Annotated in this window: 19 protein-coding genes and 1 pseudogene; 10 read left to right on the top strand and 10 right to left on the bottom strand. The window is 62.5% G+C overall.

Annotated features, from left to right (window positions below; all coding sequences use genetic code 11):
• The 7 genes from ACI2KS_RS12470 to ACI2KS_RS12440 form a co-directional block, all read left to right on the top strand.
• Positions 1–187: hypothetical protein (locus tag ACI2KS_RS12470; RefSeq protein ID WP_404620523.1), on the top strand; the 187-nt coding region annotated here is incomplete at its 5' end.
• 464 nt (positions 188–651) lie between these two features.
• Complete coding sequence (locus tag ACI2KS_RS12465; protein WP_404620521.1) at positions 652–2,337, top strand: ABC transporter substrate-binding protein; 1,686 nt, start codon at positions 652–654, stop codon at positions 2,335–2,337.
• Positions 2,334–3,326, top strand: coding sequence for an ABC transporter permease (locus tag ACI2KS_RS12460; protein ID WP_404620519.1), 993 nt, complete (start codon positions 2,334–2,336; stop codon positions 3,324–3,326). The genes ACI2KS_RS12465 and ACI2KS_RS12460 overlap by 4 nt, the downstream gene beginning before the upstream one ends.
• Positions 3,323–4,183, top strand: coding sequence for an ABC transporter permease (locus ACI2KS_RS12455; protein ID WP_404620517.1), 861 nt, complete (start codon positions 3,323–3,325; stop codon positions 4,181–4,183). The genes ACI2KS_RS12460 and ACI2KS_RS12455 overlap by 4 nt, the downstream gene beginning before the upstream one ends.
• Positions 4,183–5,898 (top strand): dipeptide ABC transporter ATP-binding protein, encoded by a 1,716-nt coding sequence (locus ACI2KS_RS12450; protein ID WP_404620515.1) that lies wholly within the window; start codon positions 4,183–4,185, stop codon positions 5,896–5,898. Before ACI2KS_RS12455 ends, ACI2KS_RS12450 begins: the two co-directional genes overlap by 1 nt.
• A 30-nt stretch (positions 5,899–5,928) precedes the next feature.
• On the top strand, positions 5,929–7,137 hold the full coding sequence (locus tag ACI2KS_RS12445) for an acyl-CoA dehydrogenase family protein (RefSeq protein WP_404620513.1): 1,209 nt from the start codon (positions 5,929–5,931) through the stop codon (positions 7,135–7,137).
• Between the two features lie 191 nt (positions 7,138–7,328).
• Positions 7,329–9,152 (top strand): ABC transporter ATP-binding protein, encoded by a 1,824-nt coding sequence (locus ACI2KS_RS12440; RefSeq protein WP_404620511.1) that lies wholly within the window; start codon positions 7,329–7,331, stop codon positions 9,150–9,152.
• A 47-nt stretch (positions 9,153–9,199) separates the two neighbouring features.
• Here ACI2KS_RS12440 and ACI2KS_RS12435 read toward each other — a convergent pair whose 3' ends face one another.
• From ACI2KS_RS12435 to ACI2KS_RS12415, 5 genes and pseudogenes are all read right to left on the bottom strand, one after another.
• Positions 9,200–10,300 carry a sigma-54 interaction domain-containing protein gene (locus tag ACI2KS_RS12435; protein ID WP_404620509.1) on the bottom strand — a complete coding sequence of 367 codons (1,101 nt, stop codon included), beginning with the start codon at positions 10,298–10,300 and terminating at the stop codon, positions 9,200–9,202.
• Positions 10,301–10,308: 8 nt separating this feature from the next.
• Positions 10,309–11,494: pseudogene (locus tag ACI2KS_RS12430) on the bottom strand (acyl-CoA dehydrogenase family protein).
• A gap of 118 nt (positions 11,495–11,612) precedes the next feature.
• Entirely contained in the window at positions 11,613–12,014 is a 402-nt protein-coding gene (locus tag ACI2KS_RS12425) for an ExbD/TolR family protein (RefSeq protein WP_404620507.1), read from the bottom strand.
• Between the two features lies 1 nt (position 12,015).
• Positions 12,016–12,741 (bottom strand): MotA/TolQ/ExbB proton channel family protein, encoded by a 726-nt coding sequence (locus tag ACI2KS_RS12420; RefSeq protein WP_404620505.1) that lies wholly within the window; start codon positions 12,739–12,741, stop codon positions 12,016–12,018.
• Positions 12,742–12,827: 86 nt separating this feature from the next.
• Positions 12,828–13,637 carry an energy transducer TonB gene (locus ACI2KS_RS12415; RefSeq protein WP_404620503.1) on the bottom strand — a complete coding sequence of 270 codons (810 nt, stop codon included), beginning with the start codon at positions 13,635–13,637 and terminating at the stop codon, positions 12,828–12,830.
• A gap of 586 nt (positions 13,638–14,223) precedes the next feature.
• Between ACI2KS_RS12415 and ACI2KS_RS12410 the strand changes: the two genes are divergently transcribed.
• Positions 14,224–16,338: a TonB-dependent receptor family protein gene (locus tag ACI2KS_RS12410; RefSeq protein ID WP_404620501.1), complete on the top strand. Its 2,115-nt coding sequence runs from the start codon at positions 14,224–14,226 to the stop codon at positions 16,336–16,338.
• 355 nt (positions 16,339–16,693) lie between these two features.
• On the opposite strand, the gene ACI2KS_RS12405 is transcribed toward ACI2KS_RS12410, so the two are convergent.
• The 4 genes from ACI2KS_RS12405 to ACI2KS_RS12390 are packed head-to-tail and all read right to left on the bottom strand — an operon-like array spanning position 16,694 to position 21,468.
• A complete protein-coding gene (locus ACI2KS_RS12405; RefSeq protein ID WP_404620499.1) occupies positions 16,694–18,868 on the bottom strand; it encodes an ATP-binding protein in 2,175 nt (724 codons plus the stop codon).
• Positions 18,869–18,915: 47 nt separating this feature from the next.
• A complete protein-coding gene (locus ACI2KS_RS12400; RefSeq protein WP_404620497.1) occupies positions 18,916–19,341 on the bottom strand; it encodes a hypothetical protein in 426 nt (141 codons plus the stop codon).
• 25 nt (positions 19,342–19,366) lie between these two features.
• Positions 19,367–20,296 carry an NADP-dependent oxidoreductase gene (locus ACI2KS_RS12395; RefSeq protein ID WP_404620495.1) on the bottom strand — a complete coding sequence of 310 codons (930 nt, stop codon included), beginning with the start codon at positions 20,294–20,296 and terminating at the stop codon, positions 19,367–19,369.
• Positions 20,293–21,468, bottom strand: a complete 1,176-nt coding sequence (locus ACI2KS_RS12390; RefSeq protein ID WP_404620493.1) for a zinc-dependent alcohol dehydrogenase — start codon at positions 21,466–21,468, stop codon at positions 20,293–20,295. Before ACI2KS_RS12390 ends, ACI2KS_RS12395 begins: the two co-directional genes overlap by 4 nt.
• A gap of 251 nt (positions 21,469–21,719) precedes the next feature.
• Between ACI2KS_RS12390 and ACI2KS_RS12385 the strand changes: the two genes are divergently transcribed.
• A complete protein-coding gene (locus tag ACI2KS_RS12385) occupies positions 21,720–22,577 on the top strand; it encodes an SDR family oxidoreductase (protein WP_404620491.1) in 858 nt (285 codons plus the stop codon).
• Between the two features lie 79 nt (positions 22,578–22,656).
• Here ACI2KS_RS12385 and ACI2KS_RS12380 read toward each other — a convergent pair whose 3' ends face one another.
• Positions 22,657–23,175 carry a DUF4142 domain-containing protein gene (locus ACI2KS_RS12380; protein WP_404620489.1) on the bottom strand — a complete coding sequence of 173 codons (519 nt, stop codon included), beginning with the start codon at positions 23,173–23,175 and terminating at the stop codon, positions 22,657–22,659.
• Between the two features lie 296 nt (positions 23,176–23,471).
• On the opposite strand from ACI2KS_RS12380, the gene ACI2KS_RS12375 reads away from it, so the two are divergent.
• Positions 23,472–24,569 carry a catalase family protein gene (locus ACI2KS_RS12375; RefSeq protein ID WP_404620487.1) on the top strand — a complete coding sequence of 366 codons (1,098 nt, stop codon included), beginning with the start codon at positions 23,472–23,474 and terminating at the stop codon, positions 24,567–24,569.
• Position 24,570: the final 1 nt, after the last annotated feature.

Genomic DNA, 24,570 nt, shown 5'->3' with positions numbered 1-24,570 from the left:
TGATTCTACTGCCTTCGGCCAGAATCAAAAGCAGGCGGCGCAACAGGGGTCCATTGCTTCTGCCCGCAGGCCCTCAGATGCCACCCGCTTCTGCCCGAAGGGCGTGGGAGTTGGCTTGCCGACGATCTGGCGCGAAGCGCCAGCAAAGCCTGTTCACGCGATGTACCTGACCTACCGAGCCGTCTGATTCTACTGCCTTCGGCCAGAATCAAAAGCAGGCGGCGCAACAGGGGTCCATTGCTTCTGCCCGCAGGCCCTCAGATGCCACCCGCTTCTGCCCGGAGGGCGTGGGAGTCCGGCTTGCCGACGATCTGGCGCGAAGCGCCAGCAAAGCCTGTTCACGCGATGTACCTGACCCGCCGCGCCGTCTGACTCTACTGCCGGTGCCCGGCAGATCGCTGGCAAGCCAAGCTCCCACGGCCTCTGGCCAGAATCAAAAGCAGGCGGCGCAATAGTCCAAAGCTGCTTGAGGAGCTTGTTTGAAACCATAGAATCTCCCACGCCTCACCAGCTGTTGGCTGATCAACAGTGGCGACACAGATTGTCGTTTCCAACACCGCTGCCACCGCCTCAAGCCCCGTATCTGCGCGCTCAGAAACCCGGCATGGCTTGTGCAATAGCCCTGTTTCCGGACTATAGGCATCAGGACCCATGCGCAAACCCGCCCCGTATTCACAATCTCTTGGTACGCACTCGCGATCCTTGCTCAAACGAACGCCTGCTGTCGGTATCGCTGCACTCTGCGGCCTGTTGATGGGTTGCGGCCAGGGGACCTCGACGGTTGCCCGCAGCGATCAGCCGGTCAGCGGTGGCACGCTGGTGTACGCCACCGACCGCGAACCGACGTGCCTGGATCCCCATGTCGCCGGCGATATGCCGCAGGTGTTTGTCGCCCAGCAGTACCTGGATTCGCTGGTCTCGATGGATGCCCAAGGGCGCATAGGCCCCTGGCTTGCCAAGCGCTGGGAGGTCTCCGATGATGGTCTGTCCTACACCTTCCATCTGCGCACCGATGTGCACTTCACCGATGGCACGGCCTTCAATGCGGCGGCGGTCAAGGCCAACCTCGATCACATGGCGAACCCCAAGACCCAGTCCAGTACGGCGGGGGGCTACATCCGCCAGTACCGCAGCACAGAGGTGATCGACGAGTACACGGCGGTGGTGCATCTGGCCACGCCTTACGCGGCGTTCCTTGAGGTGCTGGCCCAGGGTTTCCTCGGTATCGAATCGCCCACCGCGCTGTTGCGTCCCCGCGACACCAACTGTGAGAGCCCGGTTGGCAGCGGCCCGTTCAAGGTGGCGCGCTGGGATCGGCAGAGCCAGGTCGAGCTGGTGCGCAACCCCGATTACAACTGGGCGCCGCCCACGGCTAAACATCAGGGCCCGGCGTGGCTGGAGCGCATCGTCTGGAAATTCATTCAGGAGCCGTCGGTGCGCTTTGCTTCGTTGCAGGCGGGCGAAGTCGATGTGATCGAGGCCCTGCCGCCAGAATCCCATGAGGCGGCCAGGCGTAACCCGGACCTGCAGTTGATCATCGCCCAGCGCCCCGGCAATCCCACCAATGGCACGCTGAACATTACTCGCGCGCCGTTCGATGACATCAAGGTGCGCGAAGCCTTCGTGCGCAGTGCCGACATCGACGGGGCGTTGAAGAGCGTCTACTTCAACGAATTTCCCCGCGCCGGTGGCCCGCTCAGCCCGGCCACACGCTTCTACAGCGCGGACTTTCAGCATGCCCAGGATTACGACCCGGCCAAGGCTGCGCTGCTGCTCGATCAGGCCGGATGGACCCAGCGCGACGCCGATGGCTACCGCAACAAAGACGGCAAGCGCCTGCAGGTCCATGTGGTGATGGGCAACCGCACGCCGCCCTCCGAATACACGCTGTGGGAGCAGGTGCAGGCCACCACACGCCAGGCCGGCTTTGAATTGATCGTCGATCAGATGAGCGATGTGCAGGCGACCAAACGCCAGGCCGATTGGGACTATGACATCCGCCTGGGTTACTGGAACACCAACACCGCCGATGTGCTGCGGATCATTTTCGGCAGTGAGTTCATCCGCCCGGCTGGCGTCGGCGGTTATCACCAGAACACCGCCGGCTTCAGCGACCCGGCGTTCGACCGATTGATCCAGCAGGCCCTGGCCACGCAGGACGCCGAGCAGCGCCGGGCACTGTATTACCAGGCGCAACAGATTGCCTCCAGCCAGTACCTGCAACTGACCACCTACCCGCAAAGCACCCGACTGGGCATCTACAAAACCACGCAGGGCGTTCGCCTGGAGCCTTCGCTGGCGGTGACGTACCTCTATGACGCATGGGTGAACAAATGACGAATGCATCTCTGGCCGGCGAACTGGCCCGGCCGCGCGGCGAGCGCCTGCGCCAACTGGGCCGACGTGCCCTGTGGCGTCTGGGTGGCGGAATTCTGGTGTTATGGGCGGTCGCCACCCTGACGTTCTTTGCCCTGCGGCTGATGCCCGGTGACCCGGTGCTGGCGATCCTCGGCGGGCCCAGCGGCAACCCGACTGCCGAAACCATCGCCGAGGCGACCCGCGAATACGGCCTGGACAAGCCTTTGCCGGTGCAGTACGCGTTGTATCTGGGCCGTCTGCTGCAAGGGGATCTGGGCGTGTCCTACTCCCAGCACTTGCCGGTGACCCGGGTGCTGGCCGAGCAGTCCTGGCCAACCCTGGAGCTGACCTTCAGCGCGCTGGCGCTGGCCTGGCTGCTGGTCCTGGCGCTGACCGTACTGACGGCCGGGCGCCGCCGCTGGGTCGGCAGTCTGGCATCGCTGGCCGAAACCCTGTCGGCAGCACTGCCGCACTTTTGGCTTGGCATCGTGCTGCTGGCGGTCTTCGCTTTTGGCCTGCGGTTGTTTCCGCCGGCGGGCAGTGATGGCTGGCGGACCCTGGTACTGCCTTCCTTCGCACTGGCGATCCCGCTGGCGGGGTTTATCGCTCAGGTCACCCGGGAGTCGCTGGAACTGACCCTTGAGCAACCCTTCGTGCTCACCGCGCGGACTCGCGGCCTGAGTGATTTCAAGGTGCGCTTCAAACATGCGCTGCGCCACGCGGTGCTGCCCGGCATCTCGCTGTCGGGCTGGGCCATCGGCGCGCTGATCAGCGGTGCCGTGGTGATCGAGGTGATCTTTTCCCGCAAGGGGCTGGGCCGTCAGCTGTACCAGGCCGTGCAGGCACAGGACCTGCCGCTGACCATTGGCATCAGTCTGGTGGTCGCTGGCGGTTATGTGCTGGCCAACATCCTCGTCGACCTGTTGTACCTGTGGGTCGACCCTCGTCAACAAGGAGAGGCGCCATGAGCGAATTGACCTTGCAAAGCGCGTTGCCGGCTGTCCGGATTCAACGCACGCCGTACAAATTGCGCCTGGGGCCGTTGCTGGCGGTGGGCTTTTTGCTGCTGGTGATCATTGCCGCGGTATTGCCGCAATGGTTCGCCCACAGCGATCCGTTGGCCATCGTCCCCCGTGACGCTTTTCATTCCCCCGGCTGGGACCATTGGTTCGGCACCGATCAGTCTGGCCGCGACATCTTTTCCCGGGTGATCTACGGCACTCGGCAGTCACTGTTCATCGGCCTGGCGGCCACCGCCATCGCCATGAGCATTGCCATCGTGCTCGGCTTGCTCGGCGGGCTGGGCGGGGCGCGCGTTGATCGTGGCGTGGGCTGGCTGCTGGAAGTGTTGTTTGCGTTCCCCAGTCTGATTCTGGCGTTGCTGTTCGTGGCGATTTTCGGCAGCGGCATCGGCCCGTTGATCGTCGCCACAGGCTTGGGCGGGGCACCCGGTTACGCGCGCATGGTGCGCGGTCAGGTGCTGGCGGTGCGAAATGCCGGCTACATCGAATCGGCTCGAGCGCTGGGGCATCCGCCGCTGCGCATCATCACCCGGCAACTGCTGCCCAACGCCATGCGCCCGTTGATCGTGACCCTGACCATGGGCGTCGGCCAAGCCATTGTCTGGGCCTCAGCCTTGAGTTTTCTCGGTTTGGGCGCGCGTCCACCGGCACCCGAGTGGGGAACCATGCTCTCGATGGGCCGTGACTTCATCGCCAACGCCTGGTGGCTGACATTCTTTCCCGGGCTGTTCATCGTCTTGACCACGCTGTCCACCACCGTGGCGGGCCGCTACCTGCAACAACGTCTGGAGGGTCGTCTTTGATGAGCGAGCAGAAACGATTGATCGTCGAGGGATTGTCCATCGAGTTCGCCGGGCAGTCGGTGGTGCGCAACCTGTCGTTCACCCTGGAGCCGGGCAAGACGCTGGCACTGGTGGGCGAGTCAGGATCGGGCAAGAGCGTCACTGCACGCAGCCTGATCGGCCTGGCCGGCGAGGGTGCGCGGGTCACGGCGCGGACCCTCAGTTATGCCGGGCAGGATCTGTTGAGCCTGTCGGAACGCGGCTGGCGCAGCCTGCGCGGCAAGGACATCGGCTTCGTGCTGCAGGATGCGCTGGTGTCGCTGGACCCGTTGCGGCCGGTGGGCAAGGAAATCCTCGAAGTCCTGCAAACCCATGGCTGGGGCGACCGCCACAGGCGCCATGAACGGGTCATCGAACTGCTGCAGACCGTCGGTGTGCCGGAGCCGCAATTGCGTGCGCGGCAGCGTCCCGACCAGCTCTCCGGCGGTTTGCGCCAGCGTGCGCTGATTGCCAGTGCCCTGGCCCTTGATCCCGGCCTGGTGATCGCCGACGAACCGACCACCGCGCTGGATGCCACGGTGCAGGCGCAGATTCTCGAGGTCTTGCAGCAGATCAAGGCCCGTGGCGATTCGTTGCTGATCATCAGCCATGACCTGGCGGTGGTGGCGCAACTGGCCGACGAGGTGCTGGTGCTGCGCCATGGTGAAGTGGTCGAGCAGGGGCCGATGGAGCAGGTGCTGCGCAATCCTCGCCACCCCTACACCCGCTCCTTGCTCGACGCGGTGCCGGCCGAACATGCGCGTGGCACACGTCTTTCACCTGAACACGGGAGCGCTGCGGTTCAATCGCGGCCAGGTGCCGATGCGCCGGTGTTGCTCTCGGCCAAGGGCCTGGGCAAGCGCTACGTGGGCCCCGACCAGCAGGTGCGGCAAGTGGTCGACGGCGTCAGTTTCGAGCTGCGTGCCGGGCGGACCCTGGGCATCGTCGGTGAGTCCGGCTCGGGCAAGACCACGGTGGCGCGCATCGCCCTGGGGCTGCTGGAGCCTGATGCCGGTCACGTGAGCTTTCTCGACCAGCCATGGACCGCCGCCGGTGGCGCGCAGGTCGCGGAGAAAGACCGGCGTCTTCGCCGGCGCGATATCAGCGTCATCTACCAGGACCCGCTGAGCTCGTTCGACCCGCGCTGGAGTGTCGGGCAGATCCTGGCCGATGCGCTGGACGTCGCGGGCATCGCCGCGGAACAACGGGGGGCGCGGGTTGCCCAGTTGCTGCATCAGGTGCGCCTGCCGGGCGAGCTGGCAACACGCCGACCGTTGCAGCTCTCCGGTGGCCAGCGGCAGCGGGTGGCGATCGCCCGGGCCATTGCCAGCAACCCGAAAGTGATCATCTGCGACGAACCGGTATCGGCGCTCGACGTCTCGGTCCAGGCCCAGGTGCTGGACCTGCTGGCGGATCTGCAAGCATCGCTGGGCCTGGCCTATCTGTTCATCTCTCACGATCTGGGGGTGATTCGCCACGTCAGCGACGAGGTGCTGGTGATGCGCCACGGCAAGGTGGTTGAAAGCGCAACCGTCCAATGCCTGTTTGAAAACCCGCAGCACGAATACACCCGCCGGCTGCTGGGCGCCGTGCCGCGCCTGCCTGGCACCGGCAGCAAGCTGCTGGTGCCGCCGCTGGAACCGGAAAACGGCGCGTGGCTGTTTGACGAATCCCGGCTGTGGAAAATCGCCATTTGAACGCGTTCGAATCTCGCACAAGGAACTGCCATGAGTACGTTGTCTGCTGTACCCAAACCCGCTGTCGTCACCGTCGAGACGCTCAACGCTGCGCTGAACCGCTTGTTGCCGCAGATCGCCGCGGGTGCCGCACAGCGCGAGCGTGATCGGCAGCTGCCCTACGAGGCCGTCGCGCAAATCGCCGAAGCCGGTCTGTTCACCACACGCATCCCGACGCGTTTTGGTGGCGCCGGTGGTTCGGTCAGGGAGGTGATCGCCATCCTGATCCGCATCGCCTCGGCTGACTCCAATGTGGCCCAGGCGCTGCGTCCCGGTTTCGGTTTCGTCGAAGGGTTGTTGGCGTCCAGGGCTGAAGGCGCCGAGGCCGAGCGCGAGCGCTGGTTCGCGCGTTACCTGCAAGGCGCGGTCATCGGTAATGCCGGTTGGGAGGTGGGCGGCGCCAATGGCTCGATCAGCGCAAGGATCGTGCGTGACGGAGAGCACTATCGCGCCAGCGGCAGCAAGTATTACAGCACCGGTTCCCTGTACGCCGATTGGGTCAGTGCCGTGGCGCTGGACGAGAACGAGCAGCCGGTGTCGTTCATCCTGCCGCGTGATCGCAAGGGCCTGGAGCTGCTGGACGACTTCGATGCCATGGGCCAGCGCCTGACGGCCAGCGGTACGACGCACTTGCATGATGTGCTGGTCAAGGCCGATGAAATTCGCACCCGCACCGTGGAGGAGGGCAAGCGCACGATCGTCACGCCTTTCCTTCAAGTGTTCCTCGCGTCGGTGAATGCCGGTATCGCACGCAATGCGCTTAATGACGCAGTGAGCTTTGCCAATGAATACGCGCGACCGATCAAGCACAGCACGGCAGCCCGTTCGGTGGACGATCCGTATGTGCAACTGAGTGTCGGCGATATCTCGGCCCGGGCCTTCACGGCTCAGGCTGTGGTGCTGCAAGCGGCCGAGTCGATTGACCGGGCGTGGGCGGCAGATCTGGATCCGCTGGCCGTGGACCAGGCCGCGGTGGATGTGGCCCAGGCGCAGTACATCGCCGCCGAATCTGCGCTCAAGGCCGCCGAGCTGGTGTTCGATGTCGGTGGCGCCTCGACCACCGGCCGCGCGCACAATCTGGACCGCCACTGGCGCAATGCCCGAACCGTGTCGAATCACAACCCCAGGCAGTGGAAAGCGGCAGCGGTCGGAGCCTGGCAGTTGAAAGGCACGCCACCGCCGACATCCGGGTTGTTTTGAGTCACCTGGCTGGCGAATGCGCATGAGCAGCTGACGTGCGGCGTCCGGGCTGACGCCTTCGCCAGCCAGCCGGCTCCTACCGTTGCTTCACGGTGTGGTGCGGGCGTTCGTTCCGATGTCGAACAGCGCTTCACCCACCTTTTGCCTGAAAGCTGCGCGGCCACAGGCTTCATTCAGGAACCTTTACTGCCATGAGCTCGTCTTCTTCATCCTTTGCGCCTCGTGATCGACGGTTACGCAGCTGGAACGTCCAGCATCTACCGACGACGCCCGCCGCCTTCGTGCGATTTTTCATTGGTAACTTCAAGGGTTGGTATGTGGCGATGTTGCTGCTGCAGATCGCCGCCGTGGTCTGCACCATTCTGATTCCCTGGGGGCTGGGGCAGATCACCCGCACCGTCAGCAACGGCCTGGATGCCCGGCAGGCGTTCAACGTCCTGCAGTGGCCGTTGACCCTGTTCGCCGCGCTGCTGGTGTTCGAGGTGCTGTTCACCCGTGCCGCCGCCGGGTGTCACATCCACGTGCTGCCGCTGCAACGACGCACCGTGACCCACGTGGTGTACGCCTACCTGCAACAGCACTCTCACCGGTTCATCAGCAATGAGTTCGCCGGGGCCCTGGCGCACCGGGTTTCCGAAGTCTCGCTGGGGGTCAACCAGACCCTGAGCATCCTGCTGTTCGACCTGATCCCGTTGCTGGTCACACTGACCCTGGCCACCGTGCTGCTGTGGACCGCTTCACCGCTGATGGCAGTGTTCATGGCCGGCTGGTCGGCGGTGTTCATCGGTGTCTGCTATCTGCTGGCCCGGCGCAGCCACCCGCTGGCCCAGCAGTATTCGGCGGCCCGCAGCACCAGTTCGGGCAAGGTGGTGGACGCGGTGTCCAACCTGGCCAATATCCGCCTGTTCGCCCGCCACGCCTTCGAGCACTCCTACCTGGGCACTTTTCTGGACAAGGAAGTGGCCGCCGCCTACCGCTCGCTGGGCTATATGGAGAAAATCCGCTGGTTCCAGACCGGCTGCGGCGTGGTGCTCAAGCTGGGGTTGTTGCTGCTGGCGTTGCAGCTGTGGCGCACGCAGAGGATCGACATCGCCGCGTTCGTTATGTCCACCAGTCTGTCGCTGTTGATCATCAGCGATGTCGGCAATCTGTCGCGGCGCTTTCTTGAGTTTTTCGAAGCCACCGGCAACATTGCCAACGGCGTGCGCACCCTGATTTGCCCCCACGAGGTGATTGATCGTCCGGGCGCCAAGGCGCTGCAGATCAGGCGTGGGGACATCGAGTTCCGCGATGTCGGTTTCAGCTACGGCGGCGAGCAATCGATCTTCCAGCATCTGAATATCGTCATTCCGGCCGGGCAGAAGGTCGGCCTGGTCGGTGCATCCGGGTCGGGCAAATCAACCCTGCTCAGCCTGCTGCTGCGGCTGTATGACGTGCACAAGGGCGAGGTGCTGATCGATGGCGTGGACGTGCGCACGGTCACTCAGCATTCTCTGCACCAACAGATCGGCCTGATTCCTCAGGAACCAGGCCTGTTTCATCGCAGCATCCGCGAGAACATCCACTACGGCCGCCTGGATGCCTCTATGGATGAGGTGGCCGAAGCGATCCACCGGGCAGGCGCCAGTGAGTTTATCGACGGCATGGAGGAGGGCTATGAATCGCTGGTGGGCGAGCGTGGGGTCAAGCTCTCCGGCGGCCAGCGGCAACGCATTGCCATCGCCCGGGTACTGTTGAAGAACGCGCCGATTCTGGTGATGGATGAGGCCACGTCCAGTCTGGATTCGATCACCGAGCGTTTCATCCAGGACAAACTGGACGAGATCATGGAGGACAAGACCGTGTTGGTGGTCGCGCATCGGCTGTCCACCGTGGCTCACCTGGACCGGATTCTGGTGTTCGACAATGGCAGGGTGGTCGAAGACGGCAGCCACGATCAGCTGTTGCGCCAGGGCGGACAGTACGCGCGGCTGTGGAATCGCCAGTTCAGCGATCAGTTGGGCGAGGCCGTCTGATCAGACCCTCGGGCCGGCGGTGTGCACCACACACCGCCTGGCGGTGCTCAGATGGACAGGTGCAGGACCCGCTCGTCAGCGTGCGGATGGGCGGCTCGGCGTTTGTTGACCTTCAGCTCGCCGAGGTTGATCAGCAGCGTGCGTGTCACGTTGCGACTGAGCCCCAACAGCTCTGCGGTGTGCACTTGGTTGTGATGGCAGAACCGGTAAGCGGCGCTCAACAACGCGCGCTCCACCACCTCGTGCAGGTTGTCGATCTGCTCTTCGAACAAGCGCTCCAGGGCTTGTGCAAGCTGGCCCTGGGCTGAGAGATCGGCCTGTGCATCGTGGTCCTGACGGTCGATGCGCAGGTTGGACATGCGCAGGTCTTCGCTTTGAATCACACCGTCGCGGCAAATCAGCAGGGTGTGATGGATGACGTTTTCCAACTCGCGGATATTGCCCGGCCAGCTGTAGGTCGCCAGTTTGCGCTCGGCGTCGGCGCTGAGCGCGATCTGGCCGTAACTCAGGCGGCGGCTGTAGCTGTCGATGAAGTGTCGTACCAGCGGGATGATGTCGCCGGGCCGCTCGCGCAGGGGACGCAGTTCCAGGTTCACGACGTTGAGTCGATAGAACAGATCTTCGCGAAAATGCCCGGCGTTGATGGCTCTTTCCAGTTGCACGTTGGTCGCGGCGAGCACCCGCACGTTGATCGGGATGCTTTTGCGCGACCCCAGCCTGACCACTTCACGTTCTTGCAATACCCGCAGCAGCTTAACCTGGATCGACATCGGCAAATCGCCTATTTCGTCGAGAAACAGCGTGCCGCCATTGGCCTCCTCGAACCAGCCGGCCTTGGCACTCAGGGCGCCGGTGAAGGCGCCTTTCTCATGGCCGAACAACTCGGCCTCCACCAGCGATTCGGAAAACGCCCCGCAATTGACCGCCACGAAGGGCTGCGTCTTGCGTGCGCTGAGGTTATGCACGTGGCGCGCGACCAGTTCCTTGCCGGTGCCGGTCTCACCGATGATCAGAACGCTGGCTTCGCTGGGCGCGACCTGCTGCAAATGGGCGAGCAGGGCTTTGGATTTGGGGTCTTCGAAGACCTGGGCCGTGGCGCGGATGGACGTGGCCAGGGCAGGTGAGGGCGGTAGCGTCAGAAGTTGCATCTTGACCTCTAGGAATAAAAAGTCGGGATGGGCAGGGTACGGTTCAGTGCCCAGTCGCCCAGTTCGTGGAGTTTGTAATCGAGGGGGTCATGCAGGCTCTGGGTGCGCAGGTTGCGCCAATGCCTGTCGAGTGCCACCGAGGCGTGGGTCGCGCGCGCGCCGGTGACCTCGAAAACCTTGCTGCACAGCTCAAGGCCATTGCGGCTGGCGGCGACTTTGGCGGTGGCGATGGCGATCGCCACTTCCCCACGCTCCTCGATGGTCAACGCCGAGCCCTTGGCCCACGCTGCGTCCAGCACATTCGCGGCGCGGTCCACCAGCAACCGGGCGCTTTCCAGCGCCACCCAGAAATCGCCGTAATGGCTCAGCACATAGGGGTCCTGTGCGTTGTGCGATGCACTGGACCTGAACCAGGGGCGGGTCTCTTCACGGGTGTAGGTGCGCGCTTCTTCGAAGGCGCCTTCGGCGATGCCCAGAAAGATGTTGGCGAAGTGCAGCTGGGCGATCAGCGGACGCAGGCAGGCAAAAGGTGTGCTCAGCGGACCCGGTTGCAGCAGCAGATCCGATTCCTCGACCCGCACCCGCTTGAACGTCGCTGCCGCTGTCTGTCTGGCGCTGGCCCATGTTGTCCCAGTCGTTGTGCAGGGTGATACCGGTGCGGCCGCTGGGGATGGCGGCAATCAGCAACTTGCCGCCGGCGGTCTCGTCGACCGCCGAGGCGATCAGCATCTGCGAGTCAGTGGCTCCGGAGCAGAAACTTTTCTGCCCGGAAAACTCTCGCCAGCCATTGCGTCCCCGGACCACCGTGCGGGTGTCCAGCGGGTTCAGCGTATTGCCCCAGAACCAGTTATGGCTGGCGGTCAGCCTGAACCAGGTTTGCCACTGCGCCGGTTGCGCGAACAGGCGCACAGTGGCGAGCATCAGGTGGTGAAAGCCGAACACGTGGGCGATGGAGCTGTCGACCCGGGCGAACTCTCGGACCACTTCGAAGGTTTGCGACCAGTTGGCATCCAGCCCGCCGAACTGGCGCGGGATGCTCAGCGCGAGCAATCCGCTGTGACGCAGCCTGTCGCGTTCTGCCTTGGGGGTGCCCCCTCGGGCGTCTCGGTCGACAGCAGTACGGGCGAATTCGCTCGCCAGTTCACGAGCGATTTCAAGCGGCGCCTTGCGCGCGCTGAGCAATGTGACGGTCACGGGGATCACCTTTTCCTTGGGTTTGAATTCGCAGCGCCGGCCGTCTCAGGTGCGCTGTGCTTCTGATGACGGCCAGCGGTCTGTGCCCTCCGGGCAGAAGCGATACTGCAGCCAGCCGTTACTTGGCGGTGATCACCGACAGTTTGGTGATCCCGGCCTTCTCGATCGAGGCCATGGCCCGCGCCACTTCGCCGTAATTGACGCCATCGTCGGCCTGCAACTGCACGCGCACATCGGCGTTCTTGTCCTTGGCGGCCTTGAGGTTGGTCTCCAGCAGATCCGGCTGGATCTCGTCCTTGTTGATGAACAGCTTGCCCTTGTCGTCGATGCTCACCACCAGCGGGTCTTTCTGTTCCACCGGTGCCACCGCTTCGGTCTTGGGCAGGTTGATCGGGATCGAGTTGGTCAGAAGCGGCGCGGTGACGATGAACACCACCAGCAACACCAGCATCACGTCCACCAGCGGGGTGACGTTGATCTCGCTCAGCACTTCATCGCTGTCCTGGGTTGAGAAAGCCATGTCAGGAGGCCTCCTTTACTTTCTGGCCGCTCAGGGTCGCGCCAGACTTGTTCAGCACCGGATGCAGCAACACACGGAAAGCGTTCTTCTGCGCCAGGCTGTAGAAGTCGTGGGCGAAATCATCGAGGTCGGCAGCGGTGAGTTTCAGGCGGCGCAGGTAGTAGTTGTAAACCAGTACCGCCGGCACCGCGACGGCGATACCGACGCCCGTGGCAACCAGCGCTGCACCAATGGGCCCGGCGACGGTTTCCAGGCTGGCCGAGCCTGCCGCACTGATGCCCTTGAGGGCCGACATGATCCCCCACACCGTGCCGAACAGCCCGATGAAGGGCGAGGTGCTGCCGATACTGGCAAGGATCGCCAGGCCGGTTTCCAGCGAGCGCCGTTCGCGCACGATCTGTTGTCGCAGCGCCCGTTCCAGGCGGTCCTGATGATTGATCGACTGGCTCAGGTCGGTGGCCTGACCGCCTTCTGCCACCTGAATCGCGGCATAGCCGGCCAGGGCGACCCGGGCAGCGGCGCCCGGTTGGTTGTGGGCCAGCTCGGCCGCCGAATCCAGACTCGATGCGGCCCAGAACTGCTTGTGGAATTTGCGGTCCTGGCGCTTGAGGCGGCCAAACTGTACGCCTTTGAGCAGGGCCAGGCCCCAGGTGGCAACGGAGAAGACAATCAGCAGCCAGATGACTGCGTGTTCAATGGAATCGAAGGGGGAAGCGATCAGGTTCATGGTGTGGCTCTCCAACAGGGCAGATGTTTGTGTGTAGCGATGCGCCTTATGTCAGGTGGCCCGCGGTGTCACGAAGGGGTGAGGGGTTAGTTGAGCTTGAAATCGACAGGCACGCTGACCCAGCCATCAATCGGCTCGTTGCCTTGTTTGGCCGGCGCGAAGCTCCAGCGCTTGACCGCGGCCTGTGCCGCGTCATCGAGCTGCTCATGGCCGCTGGTTTTTTGCACCTGCACCTCGCCCGGCTTGCCGCTGGCGAGCACATGCACACGCAGCAACACCGTACCCTGCCAGTTGCGCCGCATCGCCAGCGCCGGGTATTCGGGCGCCGGGTTATGCAGATAACCGGCGTTGGCCGAGGCCGGGGTGACCGGAGCAGGGGCCGGTGGCGCAGGCGGTGCCGGGGCTGCCAGCGGTTGTGGCGGTGCGGGCGGCGTCGGCGGTTGTTGCACGGGTTTGGCAACCGGCTTGGGTACAGGCTTGACCACGGGCTTGGGTTTGGGGATCGGTTTGGGCGCAGGCTTGACCGCCAGTTCATCCTCCACGGGAGGCGGCGGCTCGACCACCGGCTGTGGCACAGGCTCCGGTGGCGGTGGAGGGGTTTGCACAACAGGCGGCGCCGGCTGTGAAAACTCGATGGTCATCGGTGGAATTTCCGGTGGCACCACGGGCAAGGCCGGGGCAGGCGAGCTGTTGACCCAATAGATCACCGCGCCATGCAACACCAGGGCGAAGACGCCCAGCAGAGTTGCCTCGCGGCGGCTGAGTACGCGCCGCGGCGTGGTCTGTAGCCTGGACAGCGCCAGCGGACCGCGATAGACCCGGCCCAGGTCCAGCAGCTCACCCGGTGCCTGACGCCACAGCACATCGAGGGCATTGGCAGTTTGGGCATTGGCCATTGATTGACTCCTGGCTGTTTAACGGAACGCGAACAGTGTTTGCGTCATATCGATTAAGTGGACCGATCACGGGCGGATCAGCATGTGTGTCGGACATGTATCGATAGAGCAAGAGCCGTACCAATGACATGAGTGCTACGTAATCAGGCGTTTAAGTAAACCTTTGCGGTGGCGCATTGTGGTGTATGCATGTTTTTGTCAAACCGCTGTTGCATCGCCAACAGTGGTCGTTATTAGCAGTGTGCTGTGTGGCTATATGGAGTCAGCGCTGAGGTGTCTGATTCAAGGGTCTGAGCGATATATCACAATGCTGCAGTGGTTATTACCAACAGGAGGGAGGGGCAGGTGTCGCCATCTTGACCTCCCCTGAACAATCGCCAGGGTCACGGGGAGCGCAAGGTCTTTCTTTACTGTTTGAAAAGGGACATGAACACAACAGATTGTTTGTTATACAGCGCGCGGGTTGTTTGAAACATCGGTAAAACATGCACAAAAGCGCATGGCATGAACCCTGCTAAGTGAGTCCGGAGCGCGACTATACGAATAGATGCTCCAACTAACTTAAAACCTGGGGAGTAGACATTTGATGCTGCAAAAGTTTGAAGCACGCGCTCGTCGTACGGATTCACTTGCCACCGCTTCCAGCCTGGGAGTGTTGTTGATGCTGGTTCAAGGCGCCGCCTTTGCAGCGCAGCCACCGTCTGCACAAGACCCTCGACTGGCCACCGTCACGGTCACCGGAGCATCGGCCAGCGAGGCGCAGAAAGCTGAACGCCAACTGGCCAAGGTGCCGGGCAAGACCGTCGTGGTGGACAACCGCGAAGTCGAACGGGGCAGGGCCGCCAACGCCGAGGACGTGCTGGCCCTGCAGCCGGGCGTGTTCGCCCAGGCCACCAGCGGCTCGGGCGCCAACAAGATTTCGATCCGCGGCTCGGGGCTCAATACCTTCTATCAGGGCTACGTGCTGGGCATCAAATTCCTCTTCGACGGCCTGCCACTGACCGGCCCCGGCGGCACTCAGGAGGACATGCTCGACATGGCAGCGGTGGACCATACCGAAGTGCTGTACGGTGCCAACGCGTTCAGCTATTCGGCGCTGTCGCTGGGCGGCGCGATCAACTTCGTCAGCAAGACCGGACGCACCGACCCGGGCAACTATGCGCGGTTCGAGGCCGGCAGCTACGGTTATCGCAAGCAGGTGTTGAGCACAGGCGCGGTCGTGGACGACAGCGACTACTACGTCAGCGTGCAGCACAACGAGCGCGACGGTTATCAGGACAACACGGCCAACGAAGGGCAGGGCATCGTTGCCAACTTCGGACACGTGTTCAACCCCAAGCTTGAGACCCGTTTTTATCTGCGCTACCGCGAAGAAACCCTCACTCAGGGCAATACCCTGACCAAACAACAGCTCAAGCACGACCCCACGAGCAACAACGTTCCCACCGGGCGGAAAAAGGATGGATCGACCCTGCTGGGCAGCAAGACCACCTATACCTTCGATGACAATGCCAGGCTGGAGGTGGGCCTGGGCTACAACGACTACCCGCTGTACAACGGCTGGCGCTATTCCGCGACACCCCAGGACTGGCGCTCCAAGGACCTCAACCTGACCTTGCGTTACCTGCGCACCGGCGACAGCTTCCTGGGATTGCCCAGCGACAGCACGATCACGTTCAGCAATACCCGCGCCGACCTTGCCGACGTGAAATCCCATGCCAAGGGCACCGACGTCAAACTGCAAGAGGCGAACTACACAGGCTCGCGTGACACCGTGTTCTCACTGGGCAACGAGCTGCAACTGGCTGACCGGCTCTGGCTGTCCACCGGTGTGTCGTTCGTCGACATCAAGCGCAAAGCGCAGATTGAGTACACCACCGGCGTCAACACCACCGCGTTTCCCGACGGCGTGGAATATGAAGAGCATGACGTCGCCCCGCGCATCGGCCTGCGTTATCAGCTGACACCTGAGTTCGAGCTGTTCGGTAATCTCAGCCGTTCCATCGATCCACCGGTGACCTGGCAACTGGGCAGCACCGGCACGCCGTACATTCGCGATGTCCGGCCGCAGAAGGGCAATACCGTGGAGTTCGGGATTCGCGGTGGCCACGGGATATTCGACGGCAGCCTGACCGTCTACCGCTCGTGGATTCAGAAAGAGCTGCTGTCGGTGGTGGTGCGGCAGGCGACGGCGACGCAGGACCAGTTGGTGGCAACCTCCAACGGCAGTCCGACGATTCATCAGGGGCTCGAAGCGGGCCTGAACGCCTTGCTCTGGGAAAGCCAGGGCGACACCGTAACGCTGCGCCAGGCCTACACGTTCAATGACTTTCACTACCGTAACGATGCGACCTTCGGCGACAACCAGCTGCCCGGCCTGCCACGCCAGGTCTATCAGGCCGAGCTTGAATACCGTCAGGCCAGCGGTTTCTACGCGCAGTTGAACGCACGGTCGGCCTCCAGCTACTACGTGGATTTCGCCAACAGCTGGAGCGCGCCGTCCTACACTATCTGGGGTGCCAAATTCGGTTACCAGGCGCCGAGCAAAAAATGGGAAGTATTCGTCGACGCGCGCAACCTGAGCAACGAACGCTACGCCACTGCCGCCAACACCGCGTATGACGCCAAGGGACAGGACTCGGCCAACTTCTATCCCGGCGATGCGATCAACGTAACCACCGGCGTGGCGTTCCGTTTCTGACCCGTGGTCAGTCAGGCAGGTCAGCAGTCCTGCCTCCGCATAAGGGCCCGGGCCGTGGGGCTCGGACCGACGGTACTGGCGCTTTGACCGCTGATCGACGATTTTTCCACAGGCAGACTCATCAGGGCGAGGCGCCGCGATGCCGGTTGCGTACGAGATAGAAGTGCTTGAGGTGAATCTGGAACTGGCGGCCGCCAGTGGCCAGGTCATGCACCTAGTGCGTCAAGGCAAGGCCTTCGGCCCCCTGTGGACAGCTGCCTGTGAGCGACAGAACGCGGCGTTCAAGAGTTGGCGCCGGGTCATCGACAGGCCATGCGCGCCCAGGTTTACCGTGCGGCCGCTGACCCGCGCGCCATCAGCTGACGCTGTCCCTGTTGGCCAGCAGGTTGCTGACGGACTGCGACAGGTCCACAAGGCTGAACGGCTTGGATAGCACCTGGCCGAGTTGCAGTCCTTCGGCGATGCCTTCGGCCTTTGCGTAGCCGGTGATGAACAGGATCTTCAGCTGTGGGCGTTTGGCCTTCAGCTGCTTGGCCATCTCCAGCCCATTCATCGAGCCGGGCAGGCCGATATCGGTGACCAGCAGGTCCAGTTGCTTGAGTTTGCCGGACTGATTGAACGCCGAGGTGCTGTCCACCGCTTCGAACACCGTGTAGCCGCGCTCAACCAATAACTCCACGGTGATTTCGCGAATGCCGGCCTCGTCATCGACCACCAATATGACTTCACCGTTGCTGCGCACAGGCGCAAGGGTATCGAGCACTGGCGGTGTGTTCTCAACGCTGCGCGGGTCGGCGGGAAAATACATCGAGACGGTGGTGCCAACGTCAACCGTGCTGTGCAGGCGTATCTGGCCCCCGGATTGCTGGGTGAAACCGTAGATCATCGACAAGCCAAGGCCGGTGCCCTGACCGATTTTCTTGGTGGTGAAAAACGGGTCGAAAGCCCTTCGCAACACTTCCGCATCCATCCCGCAGCCGTTGTCGGTCACCGAGATCAGCACGTAGGGCCCGGGCTTGAGGTCTTTGTCCATGGCGGTGCGTGCATCCACTTCCAGGCATTGGGTGGCGATGGTCAAGGTGCCGCCGGCCGGCATGGCATCGCGGGCGTTGATCGACAGGTTGAGCAGGACATTTTCCAGTTGGTTCAGGTCGCAACTGATATTGCCGCTCGCGCCGAGGATGCATTTGACCTGGATCGTCGGCCCCATGGCCCGGCGAATCATGTCCTCAAGGCCGACCACCACCTCGTCCGGGGCGATCACATGCGGGTCGAGCGGTTGCTGGCGGGAGAACGCCAACAGGCGCGAGGTCAGGGCGGCTGCGCGTTTGACTGAAGTCATCGCCACCGCGTGGTATTTGCCGATATCGCTGAACCGTCCAGCCTCGATACGCAAGTGCATCAGGTCGAGGCTGGCGCAGATACTGCCCAACAAGTTATTGAAGTCATGGGCGATGCCGCCGGTGAGCTGGCCGACCGCTTCCATTTTCTGGCTCTGGCGCAACTTGCTTTCAGCCACCTCACGCTCATGCTGTTCATCCTGCAGTTGCCGGGTGCGTTCACCAATCCGTTCTTCAAGGTTGTCATTCCATTCCCTGAGCGCCGTCTCCAGGCGCACCCGCTCGCTGACGTCTTCCACCGTGCCGTACCACTGTCTGCACAGCCCGCTGTCATCCAGTTCAGGGTAAGCGCGCACGTGATACCAGTCGTAGTGCCCGATTTTCTTGCGCAAGCGGACCTGGATATCGAACGGCTGCAGGGTCGAGATCGATTGACTCCATTTCTCGACCAGGGCAGGCATATCCTCCGGATGAGTAAACGCCCGCCATCCCTGTCCCAGGGTTTGCTCACGCTGCAGGTCGGAAAAATCCGCCCACCTGGGATCCAGCGAGGTGATGGACCCGAGAATATCGGCAGTCCACGGGATCTGCGGATTGAGCTGCACGGCGATCCGGTACTGGCGTTCGCTTTCGCGCAGCTTGGCCTCTGTCACCTTCAGTGCGTCAGTGATCCTGAATCGCTCGAAACAACCGGCGATGAGGTTGGCGTAGCTGAGCAGAAAATCCACGTCCCGCTCGCCGAAACCGCGTGGAGTACGGCTGTCCACCTCGAAAATGCCAATGGCCGAATGGTCGTGGGGTGCATAGACGATGACATTGATGAATGCACGGACTTCGTTGACGACCTGGAACGGATGCAGGCTGAAGCGGGTTTCCAGCACGGCATTTTCCGAGCGCACCGGGTGGGCGACACTCAAAGAGTGCCATTCCGGAGTGCCCTGGACCAGATCCAGCATTTGCGCGCCTACCACGCCCTTGGTCCAGCCGACGCCGTTGCGCACCCACATCCGGCGGTTGAGCGCATCGAGCTGGATGAATTTCGCAAGATGAGTGCCCAGCGCTTCACTGGCACCGATGCACGCCGAGTCAATGGCGTCGTCCAGGTTCGGGCAGATAAGGGCCAGCTCACCGAATTCGGCAAGCGCCCGACGTTGGCGCAATAGCGCCTGCTCCGCAGCGGACGGCTTCATCCCATTATCCTCGTGAGCTGACGGTCACAGGCCAGATCGCGCACCGGTTAGCGGATTTCCCAGCGGCCGCCGTCCATCTCGCAGTCGATCCTGGCTTGCGACAACTCCTTTGCATCGTAGTAGCGGGTGACGATCCGCGCGTTGTCCGGGACGTTGATCGGCTTGCTGTTCTCATCCTTGCGGGTGGCGCGCGGGTTGGCCAATGTTTCCTGGGTAAGTCTGGCGCTGCAGGTGGCCTGATAATCCTGCGCGCATTGATCGACCCGTTTCTGCGTGCTGGCCAGCATCTGCTTGCTTTCATTGCTGCATGACCAGTCGATGGCATCGGCCGGCATGCCTTGGTATTCATAGCAGGTGTGGGTGGCGATAACCGGCACGGCGGCACTCTGCGAGTGGACCGTGACGTCACAACCCTGGGCCAGCACGCAGGCCGGGGCCAGGCTGGCGAGCAGTAGCAGCAGTGGCGTTTTCATGGGTTTACCCCCGAGCCTGTGCAGATCAACGCTGTGGTATGCGCAGCACGACCTTGCCGTGCACGTGGTGATTGGCAACCGCATCCAACGCCTGTCTGGCCTCGGCCAATTCGAAGGTCTGCTCGATGATGACGCGAACTTCGCCCGCTTCGATCAGTCCCGCAATGTTGGCCAGTTCCTGACCGTCGGGACGTGCGGTAAAACGCGTACCGGTCTTGCCCGCCGCTTGCCGATGGTGTGCGTCGGGCATCTCCAGCGTCGAGACCAGCCTGCCACCCTGGCCCAACACCTGCCAGGAGCGTGACTGGGTTTCGCCGCCAATAAGATCGATGACCAGATCGAAGTCGTGGCAGATGTCCTCGAACTTCTCGTGCTTGTAATCGATGGCGCGATCCACACCCATCTGCTTGAGAAACTCAAGGCCTTCGGAGGAAGCCGTGGCGTAAACCTGCGCGCCTTTGACCCGGGCGAACTGCACGGCAAAGTGACCAACGCCGCCACTGCCACCATGGATCAGCACTTTTTGCCCTTGTTCCAGGTGCCCATGCTCGACCAGCGCCTGCCAGGCCGTATGCGCGGCCAATGGCACACCTGCCGCGTGCCGCCAGTCCAGGGAGGAGGGCACATGGGCCAGATGCGCCGCCGGCACCCGGGCAAATTGTGCGTAGCCGCCGTCGGCGCCGATCATGGCGAACACCCGGTCGCCCACCTTGAAGCCGCTCACGCCATCGCCCACCGCTTCAACCTGGCCTGCGACCTCGCGGCCCATGGTCAACGGAAGTTTGTCTTGCCTGACGTCCGGGTACTGGCCTTCGCGGATCTTGAAGTCCACCGGATTGACGCCGACGGCCATGTTTTTGACCAGCACCTCGCCCGGCTGCAGTTGGGGGATTTCCACCTCGCTGACTTCCATCACCTCCGGGCCGCCGAAATGATCGATACGAATGGCTTTCATGTCAGATTCTCCTTATCCGCTACAAGGTCTTGATCGGGTTCGAGCTTGACCTTTATCCAGCCAGCTTCATGCAGGTCGAATGAGGCGAACGCGCTGATGGCATCAGTCAGTGGCTCACACTGGGTGAGCACTTTGCCGGGATCGACCTTGCCCGCCAGGGTCAGCTCGATGAGCTTGGGAATGTATTTGCGGTGGTGGCAGTTGCCCATGTTCATGCGGATGTTCTTGTTCATTGCCGCGCCGATGGGAAAGGTGTCGAAGCCTGCCGGGTAGACGCCGATGATCGATAAGGTGCCGGCCTTGGCCAGGCTGTCCACCGCCCATTTGAGTGCTTGCGCTGGCGCGTCGCCCGGCTGCCACTGCTCATGGCTGTGAGGATGTCCGCCGTGGCTATGGTTGGCGTCGATACCGACTGCATCGATGGCGCAGTCGACGCCGATACCATCAGTCAGGCGAGCCAGAGTGGCCACCGGGTCTTCCTCTTCAAAATTGATGCACTCAGCGCCCAGGTGGCGCGCGCGGGCAAGCCGGTCGTTGAGACCGTCGATGGCGAATACCCGACCTGCGCCCATCAGCTTGGCACTGACGATGGTGAACAGGCCGACCGGGCCGCAGCCGAAAACCGCCACCGTGTCGCCGTCCTTGATTTCGGCCATTTCGGCGCCGAACCAGGCGGTGGGGAAGATATCGGACATGGCGATCGCCTGATCGTCGGTGATCGCTTGCGGCAGCTTGATCAGGCCGATATTGGCGTAGGGAATTCGGGCTTTCTCTGCCTGCAGGCCATCGAACGGGCCGGTGGCTTTGGGCCCGCCGAAAAACGAGGTGCCAGCGGTCTTGCCATTGGGGTTGGCGACGTCACATTGGGCGAAGTAGCCGGCGCGGCAATACGCGCAGTTGCCGCAGGCAATGGTGGAGGGGATCAGCACCCGATCGCCGATCTCGAGATTGCGCACATCGCTGCCCAACGCTTCGACGATGCCAACGCCTTCATGGCCCAGGATCGTGCCGCTCTGCATGTCCGGGGCACTGCCGCGAATGAAGTGCAGATCAGTGCCGCAAATGGCCGACGCGGTGATTCGCACGATCGCATCGGTGGGCTGTTGAAGGGTCGGTTCCGGAACGTCATCGAGCCTGATATCGCCGATGCCATGAAATACCACCGCTTTCATGAGTTGCCTCCACAATTGGCTTGCCAGTATTCGGTGGAGGACTGAACGCAGCAGTTGGTTTAATCCATATCGAACCCCGCCGGACGGACGGTCCCGACAGACATGGCTTTGGAACAGCGCCCGATGAGCGCGGCAAGGATTGGGCAATCGCGCGCAGACACGCCTGAAAAAACAGCGAACTGATGTGCACGGCGCAAAGTCCACTGCTCAGACAGGGCAACTTCGCCTGATTGCGACGTAGGGAGAGAGACATGACCGATTATCCGAAACCGCCATTTGCACCGCAGCCGCAGCCTGTACCGGGCGATCAGGGGCGCATGGTGCCTTATCCGGATTGCGGCGAAACCAGCTACAAAGGCTCGGGACGCCTGACTGGCAAGATTGCGCTGATCACCGGTGCCGACAGCGGTATTGGTCGCGCCGTGGCGATTGCCTTCGCCAGGGAAGGCGCCGATGTTGCCGTGTCTTACCTGGATGAGCACGAGGACGCCAAGGAAACCGCTCGCTGGGTCGAAGAGGCCGGGCGCAAATGCCTGTTGTTACCGGGCGATCTTGCGCAAAAGGAGAACTGCCTGGCGATCGTGAAAGCCACCGTCGAAGAGTTCGGCCGCATTGATGTGCTGGTCAATAACGCCGCCTTCCAGATGACCCACAAGACCCTCGAAGAAATCTCCGATGAGGAGTGGCTGAAAACCCTGGATATCAACGTCACGGCGATGTTCCGAATCTGCAAGGCGGCCCTGCCTCACATGAAGTCGGGCGGCTCGATCATCAATACCAGTTCGGTCAACTCGGACATGCCCAATGCAACCCTGGTCGCTTATGCCACCACCAAGGGCGCCATTGCCAACTTCACCGCCGGTCTGGCGCAGATGCTGGCCGAGCGTGGTATCAGGGTGATCAGTGTGGCGCCGGGCCCGATCTGGACGCCGCTGATCGTTTCGACCATGCCCGAGGAGCAGGTCACCCACTTTGGCGAGCAGACGCCACTGGGCCGGCCAGGGCAGCCTGTGGAAGTTGCGCCGATCTACGTGCTGCTGGCGTCGGATGAGGCCAGCTACATCTCCGGGTCGCGTTATGGCGTCACGGGCGGCAAGCCGATTCTCTGATGGCCGTGAATTTTCAAGCCCAGTAAAAAAGGCCGCGAGGGACATGCCCTCGCGGCCTTTTTGCAACGTTAGGCGAATGTCAGTTTTTCGCCGCATCACCACCGTGGGCGGCAGCGAGTTTTTGCGCCTCGGCCAGGTGGGCTTTGAGTTTAGGCAGGGTCGCCGTGGCAAAGGCTTTGAGGTCGGCATCTTCACCGCTGGACGCTTGCTCCTCGAACAGTTTGATGGTGGCTTGGTGCGCCTTGACCTGGTTGTTGGCATAGGCCTGGTCGAACGATTTGGCGCTGCGCAGCTCCAGGATCATCGCCTTGGCCTTGTCCATCAACTGGGCGTGATCAGAGACCTTGAGTTTTTTCTGCGAGGCAATGCTGGCGAGCTTGTCGTTGGCCGCGGTGTGGTCGGTCACCATCATCTTGGCGAAGGACTTCACATCGGCGGCAGTGCCTTTTTCCTCGGCCAGCTTGCCGGCCTCGACTTCAGCAACGCCTTTGGCCGATGCATCCTCGACGAAATCGTCCGCATCCTGAGCGGCGAAAGCGCCGTGCGAAGCTACCGAAAGCATGATCGCCAGTGCACTGGCTTGAAAATAATTGGCCATATCGAGCATTCCTTATTGTTGGGGCGGTTATCGCGTTATCGAAGCGTTATCGCTTGGGCAACGTCCTCCAGGACGGCCTGAACATCTCGACTCAGGCGTCTGTGGATCGTTCCGCGTTTCGGCCAGGTGGCTAATCGACATGCCGCCTGTCGCACAAACCACGCGCCGTCTTGAACAACGGCAAAACAAACGCAGTCACCCACATGAGCGGCGCTGCGCATGCCTTACGACAGCGCTGCCATTGAGATCCGAACAGCCGCCCGTGGCTTTTGCCGATTAGCGTGGAGATACCCTTGATGAGTGACCTACCCATGAACCCGCGAGCGATTCACCCATTGCCGTTTGAGCCGTCGTTCGAACAGATCCCTGACGATGAGGCACAGACCAGCAAGGAACTGGCCGAAACGCTGCATACGATCATGGAGACCACGTTCAAGGATAACGGTCATGCCAATCGCAGCGTGCATGCCAAGGCCCACGGCCTGCTGCGCGGTCAGCTCACCGTGCTCGACAACCTTGCGCCGGAGTTGGCACAAGGTGCATTTGCAAAGCCGGGGAGCCTGGCGGTGGTGATGCGTTTCTCCACCAACCCCGGTGACATCCTCGATGACAAGGTTTCGACCCCACGCGGTCTTGCGCTGAAGATCGTCGGCGTGGAAGGGCCGCGACTGCCGGGCTCCGAAGGCCAGGTCACGCAGGATTTCGTGATGCAGAACGCCAAGGCGTTCACTGCCGCCACGCCCAAGTCGTTCCTGACCACGCTGAAGATGCTGGCCAAGACCACGGACAAGGCGCCAGGCCTGAAAAAAGCGTTGTCAGCGGTGCTGCGCGGGGTGGAGTCGACGATCGAATCGATGGGCGGCGAAAGTGGCACCTTGAAGAGCCTGGGCGGCCATCCGCAGACGCACATTCTGGGAGAGAGCTTCTACAGCGTGGTGCCATTCCTGTACGGCCCGTACTACGCCAAGCTGGCAGTGGTGCCGGTTGCGCCTTCGCTGACCGCGCTGACGGATCAGCCTGTGGATCTGGACGACAAACCGGATGGCCTGCGCCAGGCGGTCAGTGAGTATTTCGATCAGCAGGGCGGCGTATGGGAGGTGCGCATTCAACTGGCAACCGACATCGACAAAATGCCCATCGAGGATGCCTCCGTGGTTTGGCCCGAGGACCTGAGCCCCTTCGTCGCCGTCGCCCGTATCGACGTTGAACCCCAGGCGGCGTGGAGTGGTGACAAGGTCAGAGAAATCGACGACAGCATGGCCTTCAGCCCTTGGCATGGGCTGCAGGCGCACCGTCCCCTGGGTGGCGTCATGCGGGTGCGCAAGCCGGCGTATGAGATGTCCGCAGGGTTCCGTGCCCAGCACAACGGTTGTCCCATGCACGAGCCGCGTTGAG

It is taken from the genome of Pseudomonas sp. NPDC087358 (genome assembly GCF_044900785.1).
Taxonomy (GTDB): Bacteria; Pseudomonadota; Gammaproteobacteria; order Pseudomonadales; family Pseudomonadaceae; genus Aquipseudomonas.
Note: the sequence above shows the minus strand (reverse complement) of the source record. Positions and strands in the feature narration are given on the sequence as shown.